This window comes from Corallococcus praedator (genome assembly GCF_003612125.1).
Taxonomy (GTDB): Bacteria; Myxococcota; Myxococcia; order Myxococcales; family Myxococcaceae; genus Corallococcus; species Corallococcus praedator.
The window spans coordinates 1-9,506 of sequence record NZ_RAWI01000363.1; the positions used below are offsets into that span (position 1 = coordinate 1).

Consider the following 9,506-nt stretch of genomic DNA (forward strand, 5'->3'; position numbering starts at 1 on the left):
GTCCGGCCCCTGAAGACTGCTACAAGGGCGCGCGTTACCCCCCGAGGCGCCGAAGTGCCTCCGTCCCCCGAGGCCCCGATGGATTTCTCCGCGCTCGCGCTGTCGCCCCCGCTGCTCCAGGTGTTGGAGGAGCTGGAGTTCCGCACCGCCACCCCCATCCAGGCGCAGACCATCCCGGTGCTGTTGCAGGGCAAGGACCTCGTGGGACAGGCCCGCACGGGCAGCGGGAAGACGGCGGCGTTCGCGCTGCCCATCCTGCAGAAGGTGAAGCTCACGCAGGACCGGCGGCTCCAGGCGCTGGTGCTCTGCCCGACGCGCGAACTGTGCGCGCAGGTGGCCGGAGAAATCCGACGGCTGGCGCGGCGGATGCCCGGCGTGCAGGTGCTGCCGCTGGCGGGCGGGTCGCCCATCAAGCCCCAGGTGGAGGCGCTGGAGAAGGGCGTGCACATCGGCGTGGGGACGCCCGGGCGCATCCTGGACCTGTTGGACCGCGAGGTGCTGGACCTGCGGCACCTGGCCACGGTGGTGCTGGATGAAGCGGACCGGATGCTCGACATGGGCTTTCGCGAGGACATGGAGCGCGTGCTCGGCGCGACGCCGTCGAAGCGGCAGACGGTGCTCTTCTCCGCGACGTTCCCCGACGACATCGAGAAGCTGAGCCGCGCGTTCCAGAAGGACCCCGTGCGGGTGTCGTTGGCGCAGGAGGAGGCGGCGCCGGACATCCAGCAGGTGGCATACGCGTGCCAGCCGGAAGAGAAGCTGGGGATGCTGCTGCGCATCCTGAAGCAGCACCAGCCCATGTCCGCCATCGTGTTCTGCAACTTCAAGGCGGTGGTGGTGGAGGTGACGCGCGAGCTGGTGAAGGCGGGCGTGAGCGCGGACGGGTTGCAGGGCGACCTGGAGCAGTTCGACCGGGACCGGGTGATGGCGAAGTTCCGCAATCACAGCACGCGCGTGCTGGTGGCCACGGACGTGGCGGGCCGGGGCATCGACGTGGAGGCGCTGGACGCGGTGGTGAACTACGAGATGCCCCAGCAGCCGGAGGCGTACGTGCACCGCATCGGCCGCACCGGACGCGCGGGCCTGCGGGGCCTGGCCCTCTCGCTGGTGACGCGCTCGGACAGCCGGAAGGTGGAGGACATCGAAGGCACCACAGGCGTGAAGCTGGAGAAGGGCGACGTGGAGGCGCTGGTTCCGGAGAACACGCCGGGCGTGTCGCTCATCTCCGGCTGGGAGACGCTGTCCATCTCCGCCGGCCGCAAGGACAAGATGCGCCCGGGCGACATCCTGGGCGCGCTCACCGGCGAGGCGGGCGGGCTGGCCGCGACGGACGTGGGCAAGATTGAAATCCACGACCACCACGCCTTCGTCGCCGTCTCCAAGCGCGTGGTGAAGGTCGCCTTCCAGCGCCTGAGCGAAGGCCGCATCAAGGGGCGCAAGCACCGCATCGAGCGGGTGAAGTAGGGAACTACTAATCGACTGCTATTTTAGTAGTAAATTGGTAGAACATCGCTGATGCGAATCCCCGCAACCCCTCCCGACCTCCAGGCCTTCCTGCAGGCGGTTGCTCGAACTGGAACCGAGAACCTCATCGCTTTGTTGGGGCGTAGTTCGATTGGTCCGGAGATTAACGGTCGATACCTGCATTGGGACGAGCTTCGGCGTCATCCGACTCCCGAGGGCATGGGGCTGGAGGAGTGGTGGTACCGAGTGATGACCGCCCGCGCCGCGCTCAGCGTCACTCTGCCGCTTCTGGACAAGACCGGTGGGTTCTTCTCCTTCGCGCGTCCTGACAGCCTCCTGGCTGGGCTTCACCAGATCGACCGTGAACTCGGCAAGGGGGTTGAGCTGGCGGACCCTCAGTTGGCCAACCCGGATGTTCGTGACCGGTACATCGTTCGATCCTTGATGGAAGAGGCCATTACCTCCAGTCAGCTTGAGGGCGCCTCCACGACGCGAAAAGTCGCCAAGGAAATGCTGGTGCAGGGACGTCCGCCGCGAACGAAGGACGAGCGGATGATCTTCAACAACTTCCAGGCCATGGAGCTGTTGCGCAGGAAGTCGAATGAGCCCCTGACGACCTCTTTCCTGCTTGAGCTGCACGAAACCATTACGCACGGCACGCTCGAACCTGGCGAAGAGGGCCGCTTACGGCGCGGCGAGGAGACCATTTCGGTACAGGACCGGGGAAGTGGAGAGATCCTCCATGTTCCACCGGATGCCCGTGAGCTGCCTCTTCGGCTGAAGCAACTTTGTGCATTCGCGAATCACCCTGGGGGCAGCGTCTTCGTCCATCCGGTCGTACGCGCAATAGTGCTCCACTTCATGCTCGCCTATGACCATCCCTTCGTTGATGGCAATGGGCGCACTGCGCGAGCTCTCTTCTACTGGAGCATGCTCCGACAGGGCTACTGGATCGCGGAATTCATCTCTATCTCCAGGATCATCCAACGCGCCCAGATGCAATACAGTCGCGCGTTCCTCTTCACAGAAACGGACCGCGGAGACGTCACCTACTTTCTCCTCCACCAACTGGATGTCATCCAGCGGGCCACCGAGGACCTCTACGCCTATCTGGCGCGCAAGGGGCAGGAGGTGAAGCAGGTGGACCTGATTTTAAAGGATGATCCGAACTTCAACCATCGCCAGCGCGAATTGCTGCTCCATGCAATTCGTCACCCGGCCGCACGCTACGATATCCAGTCGTACCGGCGGCAGCATGGGGTTGTCTACCAGACTGCTCGGCAGGATCTGCTCGACCTTGAGGCGGCAGGTTTTTTGAACAAAACACGGACTGGACGCGCCTTTTCCTTCTCCCCCGTCGCGCAGCTCGAACGGCTGCTCAAGGCTTACAAGCCTTGAGCCCACGGGGCGTCACCCCGGCACTCGCTTGCTTTCCGTGCGTGTCGGCGGTGGTCCTTCTGCGTGCTTCGCCAGCGCTTCGGCGATCTGCGCTTCCTTCCAGCCGGGGTCCAACACCGGGCAGAAGTAGCCCGGACCCGCGCGCTCCCGCACCGCCCAGGCGAAGAAGTCCTGGGCCAGCGCGTGCACCTCTTCCGGGAGGAAGAGCGCCGCGACGTCGTACTCCGTGAAGCGCAGCAGGCCCGGCACGCGCCACTCCCGCTCCCAGTCGAAGCGGTAGTTGTAGGGCGCGTTGTGCGCGTCCCCCTGGATGTCCACGAAGGGCGTCACCGCCCACACGGGCTCCTTGTGCGGCTCCTTCGCCGTCAGCGCTTGAGCCAACTGGTGCTTCATCGCCAGGTGCGCCGGGGAGCCGTACTGCACGTACCAGACGGGGCCTCCACCCTGCGACAGGATGAAGCTCTTGCGGAAGGCGATGCCGTACAGGCTCCGGCGCTGCACCAGACGCCCCAGCTGGTCGATGGGGATCTCGCTGAAACACACCGAACGGCTCCGGTCCGCCACCTTCGCTTCCCGCCGCGCGATGCCAAAACCCTCCGCGCCCGGGATGAGCGTGCGCGCTCCCAGGATGCTCATCATGTTCTGGTAGGCGTCATGGTACGGGGGCCCGGGCTTCGTGAAATGCACCACGAAGTCGGACATGTCCCGCCATTGCGCGTTCGCCTGATACCCGAGCATCGACCGAAAACCCCCGGGGGAGTCTCCCGGCCCGGTCACCTCTTCGCAACCCGACTTGGCAGGTTGTCCCGGCGCCTGCCCGCCCCTCGTGCGGACAGCCTGCTCAGGGCTGGGGGCCGGGCGCTGGAACCCTCGGCCGCGACAACTGCATGAGCGCCAGCCCCGCGAGCACCGCCAGCGAAGCGACCGCGGCCTCGCGCGCGCTCGCGCCAAAGGCCACCAGCGTCAACCCCAGCACCAGCGTGGGCACCGCGAGCAGCGCGTGCGCCGGCCTCAGGTTCCGCTCCCGCCGCAGCGACAACACCGCGAGCGCGGCAGCGGTGACACCGAATTGCATCAGCACCGCGATGGCGGACAGGGCGAAGAGCTCCGACAGGTCGCCCATGTTCACGAACCCCATCACCAGCACCCACGTCACCAGGAGCGCCCGCATCGGCACGCCCGACGCGGACATGCGCTCCAGGCCGAACAGCGACCGCTCTCCGGAGGCCAGCGCGGACAGGTAGCGCGGCGTCGTCACCAGCGTCCCCAGGCAGATGCCCAGCGCGGACACGCTGGTGCCCGCGTTCACGAAGCGCTCCAGCCCCCTGCCACCCCAGACGCCCGCCGCCTGCACCAGGGGCGCGCTCGCCTGCGCGAGGCCCGGCAGCGCCGCCACGCAGGCCCACGTCAGCCCCACGTACAGCAGCATCGCCACCAGCAACGAACCCACCGTGGCCAGCGGCACCGTGCGCTCCGCCGAGCGCACCTGCCCGGCGATGACCGGGACGATTTCAAAGCCCTGGAAGGCGAACATCACCGCGAGCCCCGCCTTCAGCCAGGAGCCTCCCGTGGCGGGCAGGGGCGACGGCAGCTCTCCGGGGGAGGGCAGGAAGAAGAAGGCCCCCAGCAGCGCCACCAGCGGCACCAGCTTGAGCACCGTGAGCGCCGTCCACGTCCTCGCCGACACGCGCATCCCGGTGGCCACCAGCGCCACGAGCCCCGTCACCAGCGCGGAGGCCAGGAGGCGCTCGCCCACCGGCCCCGCCAGTCCCAGCGATGGCGCCAGCGCCCGCGCCAGGCCCGCGTTCACCGCGGAGGCGCTCAGGAAGGCGCTGACGTAGGCCACCCAGCCGACGAGGAACGAGGCCCGCTCGCCGAACGCCGCGCGCGCGAAGACGACGGGCCCGCCGTCCGCGTCGAACCTCCGCCCGAGCACCGCGAACGCGAGCGCCACCGGCACCAGCGCGAGCCCCGTCACCGCGAAGGCCCACACGGCGCCCATCCCGGGGGCCTGGGCCGCGACCTCCGCGGGCGCGAAGAAGATGCCGACGCCCACGATGCCGTTGACGCCCAGGGCCAGCAGTTGGAAGGGACCGACGGTGCGCTTGGGTTCGGCGTCAGCAGGAAGGGTGGGCACGGCCCGCAGTTCACTACACCCGGCCGCGCGGCACCATGGGCACCCTGGCTTCCGTACTCACGGATGGGAGAGCAGCAGGCTGAGCGCGGCCATGCGTCCGGACGCGGAGTCCTCTCCCAGGGACTCCGGAATGGCGAGGTGCACGTTGTCCTCGCGCTGGTCCCCGCAGGCGCGCGTGCCGCTGTAGTGCTTGCGGTCGCGCTCGATGATGAGGTTGTAGCCGCACGGCCCCACCGAGCCCGTCAGCTCGTCCGGACTGAGCGTCAGCGACGAGGGCTGGCCCGCGAAGTTGCCGGCCATCTCCACCACGCCCGGCCGTTCGCGCACGGAGAGGTTCACCGGCTCCTGGCCCACGGTGCCCTGGATGCGCTGGTCGGACAGCTTCAGGTCCACGGGGCGCTGGAAGGCCTGTCCGCGCAGCGCGTCGTTCGTCATCCGCAGGCGCAGGTCTGGACCCTGGAGGCCTTGCGCATCCACGCTCGCGCGCACGGTCGTCCGGGGTGTCTTGAGCTCCACGATGTCGTCCGTCTTCTTCGCGACGGCGGATCCACCCGCGAGCAGGGCGGCGACGGTGAGGATGCAGGCGGTCTTCATGCTCCAAAGCTGGGGCGTCGGGCCACGCGACACCAGGGCCACGCCCCGGCTGCTCGGGGGGCTGCGTCCGGACGGGGCGGTCCCTCTGCTCCAGTTCCATGGGACGCCGTGATATCGCTGCGAGCGTGTCCCGCGCGCGCCTGCTGGCCCTCCTCGTCACCCTCGTCGCCCTCCTGGTCGCCGCATGGCAACGCTTCCAGGCGGTGGAACGGCTGTCGCAAGACTTCGACGAGGCGACCTACCTGCCCATCGCCTACACCTACGCGAGGATGCTGGACCAGGGACGCTGGCGCGACGTGGGCGCGCTGCGCGAGAACTTCGAGCACCCGCCGCTGGTGAAGCTGCTCTTCGCGCAGGCCGTGCGGACGGCGCACGCCCCCGAACCCGACTGGCCGAACGTGCCCATGGGGCAGCCCCTGCCTGACGCCGCGCGGCCCGCCTTCCGCGTGACGCGGGGCCTGTCCGCGGTGGCTGGCGTCCTCCAGGTGGGGCTGCTCGCGACCGTGGATCCGTTTGGCGCGCTCCTGCTGGCGTGGGATCCGTACCACACGAAGTACACATCCCAGGCGTACCTGGAGGCGGTGCCCGGGCTGCTGGCGATGCTCGCGTTGCTGGCCTTCGAGCGCGCGCGACGGGGCCCGGGTGGCTTCGCGCTCGCGTGGCTGGGTGTGTCCGGCGCGCTGCTGGGGCTGGCGGCGGCGGGGAAGTATCCGTATGGGCTGGTGGGCGGGCTCACGTTCCTGCCGTTCCTGGTGACGGGCGCGCGGACGCGGTGGCGCGCGTGGGCCGCGTTCGTCGTGCCCACGGTGGCGGTGTTCCTGCTCGCGAACCCCGCGCTGTGGTCCTCGCCGTTCGCGTCGCTGTGGGAGTCCGTTACGTTCCACTGGGACTACTCGCACAGCGAACACGTGCGGAAGAGCGCGCTGCCCTGGTATCAGCCGCTCGCGTTCCTGCTGGACCCGTGGCTGCCTCGGTCGCAGGAGGGCATCTACCTCACGTCCTTCAACACGTGGGCGTTGCTGCCGCTGGCCGTGGTGGGCGCACCCCGGACATGGCGCGAGCGGCCCGTGTGGGCGGTGGGCGCTGTCGTGGGGCTGGTGTTCCTGCTGCTGTGGAGCACCAAGTGGCCGCAGTACCTGCTGCTCGTCATCCCCGCGCTGTGCGTCTGCGCGGGTTCGGGCATGCGGACCGTGTTCGGCTGGGGCTCGCGGCTCGTGCACCGGGCCCGCGCGCGCCGCGGCTTCAGCGCAGGTGTGTGAAGACGTTCAGGGACGCGGGCAGGTGCATGTTCGAGGAGGGCAGGAGGCACGTCAGCTTCGCGCCCCCGGGAAGGGGCAGCCAGCCCGTTCGCAGCAGCACGGATGCCGGGAGGCCGGGGCTTCGCAGCATCCCGGCGCAGGCCACGCCCCGGCGCGCCATGTCCTGCATGACGGCCTGGAGCAGCCGCTGCCGGTCGCCGCAGGACACGGAGTCCTCGAAGGCCACCAGGTCCACGACCTCCGAGGTGACGGAGTGGGAGCCCTGGCCCGTCAGCTCAAGGCTGTAGGTGTTCACCAGCCCCTGGACCTCGCCGTCCTGTTCCAGCACGAAGGTGCGCGGCACGTCCTGGTACTGGAGCTGGTGCGCCAGTCGCTCCGTCGTGTAGGCGAAGCCCAGGGTCACCGGTTGCATCATCCGCTGCACCAGGCTCATGCAGCGATTCAGGTCGTTGCGGTGATAGGGCCGGATGCCCGCGGTGTCCGCCTCGCGGTAGCCCTGCCGGAGGAAGGGGCGCGCCAGTGTGAGCAGGTTGCGTTGGGTGTCCGTGAACGCCCCCCGGGCCAGCGCTCGCGCGTCAAAGACATACGCCCAGAGCCCCAGCCCGTAGATGTGGCGCTTGTTCCAGGTGTGCTTCCAGAACCCCGCTTCGCGCACGCCCGTCGTCACGCAGCCGAGGGAGAGTCGGGCGCCAAGGTCGCGGTGGCGACGCAACAGTTCCCGCGCCAGCATTCCGGCGACGCCCTCGTTCCGGTGCGAGTCCGCGACGGTCGCCCGGCTCCCATGGGTGCCGTCCACCTCCAGGGCCCCCAGGCGGATCCGGGCGGGTTCCGCGAACAGCGTCCCCACCAGCGTTCCCTTGTCATACGCCGCCAGCAGGTAGTCGCGAGGGGCCTGTCCGCCCCGGAACAACAACCAGTCGATGAAGCGCGAGTTCCAGACAGGCAGTGCCGTCGTCCTGCCGTAGCTGGATTGCCAGACGCGGTTGATGAACCAGGACGCCTCCGCGGCGTCACCTTCGAACGTGCGAACCTCAACCATGGCGCCCTCCCGAGGAGGGGCTGGCGCGGCGCGAAGGGGTGGGCGCGACAGGCCGCCCCCCGACGCGCCGCGGTTCCTGCGACCTTCGCCCCGGCATGGATTCCATGCAGGGAAGTTAGGGAGCGCTTGAGTGTGGGTAAGCGGCCCCCGAGTGCATGGGGGAGGGGCCGTCAGTGTTCAGTGCGCCGCATCCGTGGCCGAGCGCGACGAGACTGTCTTCGACTTCTCAGGGATTGCCCAGGGACGCGGGCCCGAGGAAGAAGTCCGCCATCACCGCGCCGTGGTCGGAGCCGCCGTAGCCGTTGCCTTCGCGCGCCACGCGGAAGGAGCCCGCGACATAGGCGCCGCCGGCAGGAGCCAGGTAGAGGTGGTCGATGGCCTGGCGCTGGTTGGAATAGACATACGTCCAGATCTCGGTGACCGGCCGGTCGCTGGAGACGCGCAGCAGGGCTCCATCCAGCTCCATCTGGTTGAGCGCCTCGGAGCCGGGGACGTCGTTGAGGTCTCCGCCGAGCACCACCAGCGCGTCCGGGAATGCCTTCGCCACGTCCGTGACGATCTCCCGGGAGACGGTGGCCTCGGCGATGCGGCGGCCCGGATCATCGTCCACCTTGGAGCGGAAGTGCGCCGCGAAGACGATGACCTCCGCGCCACTCACGTTCAGGTGCACCTCCAGCAGCTCGCGTGAGAAGCGCGTGGCGGAGCCGTCCGGGCGGTAGATGTAGCGTTCGCGGTGGCGGCGCACGTCGATGATGGGGTGCTTGGAGAGGACCGCCACGTCCACCGACGCCGCGGTGTGGATCTCCCCCAGCTGCGCGTGGCCGAATCCCGGCGTGCGACGCTGGAGTTCGTCCAGGGACGCCTGGGTTTCAACCTCCTCCAGCAGGACCACTTCTGCGTTGAGCGCGGTGATGGCGCGGGCCAGCCGCTCCGCCTGCTGTTCGAACTGCTCCTGTGTGGGCAGCTCCTCGTAGTTGGAGCCACCGCAGGAGCCTGTGTCGCACACGGTGTCGAAGAGGCGGTGCACGTTGTACGCGGCGATGCGCACGCGGCCGGCGGACCCTTCCGGAGGCGTTCCGCCGTCGGGCGTCGAGCAGGCGCTGGAGAGACAGGCGCCCGCGTCCGGAGGGGGCAGGGCCTGCGTGGGGCGGCCATCACATCCCGCGAAGGCGAGGAGCAGGCCGCACAGGCCGAGGTTGGAGCGGAGCGAACGGGGGCGGAAGGGGAGCCGCGACGAGGGTGACATCGGGGCGGCAACCTAGCACCGCCTCCCAGGGCGCTCGCGCGCGGACCGGACCCGAATCGTCCAACGCAGCGCGGCTCATGCGCCCGCTGCGACCGGGAGTCCGTGCGGGACCGGACGTGCCGCGTCCGGGCTTCCCGCGCCGACCGCTCACCACGCCAGCGGGGCCGTTCATCGCGCGGACCGCCGCCCGGGCTCCCATCGCGCCGACCGGCCATGGGAGGACTGGCGCCGTTCGCCCGGGGTCCCCGACCGCTCGCCCCCGAGGTCACCAGCCGGGCCGACGGGCGTGTGCATGCTGTCTGCATTCCGAGCCGCTGAACGCGCTTCGAGGTTCCACCGCCATGACCCCGTCCCTGCCCATGTCCCCCC

At 69.3% G+C, this 9,506-nt stretch carries 8 protein-coding genes; 3 read left to right on the forward strand and 5 right to left on the reverse strand.

Going from position 1 to position 9,506, the window contains the following annotated elements; all coding sequences use genetic code 11:
- The first annotated feature begins 78 nt into the window (after window positions 1-78).
- Both dbpA and D7Y13_RS32630 read left to right on the forward strand, forming a co-directional pair.
- The gene (gene dbpA / locus D7Y13_RS32625; protein WP_120535548.1) at window positions 79-1,464 is read left to right on the forward strand and encodes an ATP-dependent RNA helicase DbpA; all 1,386 of its coding nucleotides are present in this window, start codon (window positions 79-81) and stop codon (window positions 1,462-1,464) included.
- 51 nt (window positions 1,465-1,515) lie between these two features.
- Window positions 1,516-2,862 (forward strand): Fic family protein, encoded by a 1,347-nt coding sequence (locus tag D7Y13_RS32630; RefSeq protein ID WP_120583442.1) that lies wholly within the window; start codon window positions 1,516-1,518, stop codon window positions 2,860-2,862.
- A 12-nt stretch (window positions 2,863-2,874) separates the two neighbouring features.
- Here the strand turns inward: D7Y13_RS32630 and D7Y13_RS32635 are convergent, their stop codons facing one another.
- From D7Y13_RS32635 to D7Y13_RS32645, 3 genes are all read right to left on the reverse strand, one after another.
- The gene (locus D7Y13_RS32635) at window positions 2,875-3,564 is read right to left on the reverse strand and encodes an abortive infection system antitoxin AbiGi family protein (RefSeq protein ID WP_233595507.1); all 690 of its coding nucleotides are present in this window, start codon (window positions 3,562-3,564) and stop codon (window positions 2,875-2,877) included.
- A 139-nt stretch (window positions 3,565-3,703) separates the two neighbouring features.
- Window positions 3,704-4,999: an APC family permease gene (locus D7Y13_RS32640; RefSeq protein ID WP_120535551.1), complete on the reverse strand. Its 1,296-nt coding sequence runs from the start codon at window positions 4,997-4,999 to the stop codon at window positions 3,704-3,706.
- A 57-nt stretch (window positions 5,000-5,056) separates the two neighbouring features.
- Window positions 5,057-5,593 carry a hypothetical protein gene (locus D7Y13_RS32645; protein WP_120535552.1) on the reverse strand — a complete coding sequence of 179 codons (537 nt, stop codon included), beginning with the start codon at window positions 5,591-5,593 and terminating at the stop codon, window positions 5,057-5,059.
- A gap of 125 nt (window positions 5,594-5,718) precedes the next feature.
- On the opposite strand from D7Y13_RS32645, the gene D7Y13_RS32650 reads away from it, so the two are divergent.
- On the forward strand, window positions 5,719-6,852 hold the full coding sequence (locus tag D7Y13_RS32650) for a hypothetical protein (RefSeq protein WP_120583441.1): 1,134 nt from the start codon (window positions 5,719-5,721) through the stop codon (window positions 6,850-6,852).
- Here D7Y13_RS32650 and D7Y13_RS32655 read toward each other — a convergent pair.
- Entirely contained in the window at window positions 6,836-7,891 is a 1,056-nt protein-coding gene (locus D7Y13_RS32655) for a GNAT family N-acetyltransferase (protein WP_120583440.1), read from the reverse strand. The two genes, D7Y13_RS32650 and D7Y13_RS32655, sit on opposite strands and share 17 nt — an antisense overlap.
- A 226-nt stretch (window positions 7,892-8,117) precedes the next feature.
- Window positions 8,118-9,137: an endonuclease/exonuclease/phosphatase family protein gene (locus D7Y13_RS32660; RefSeq protein WP_120535555.1), complete on the reverse strand. Its 1,020-nt coding sequence runs from the start codon at window positions 9,135-9,137 to the stop codon at window positions 8,118-8,120.
- Window positions 9,138-9,506: the final 369 nt, after the last annotated feature.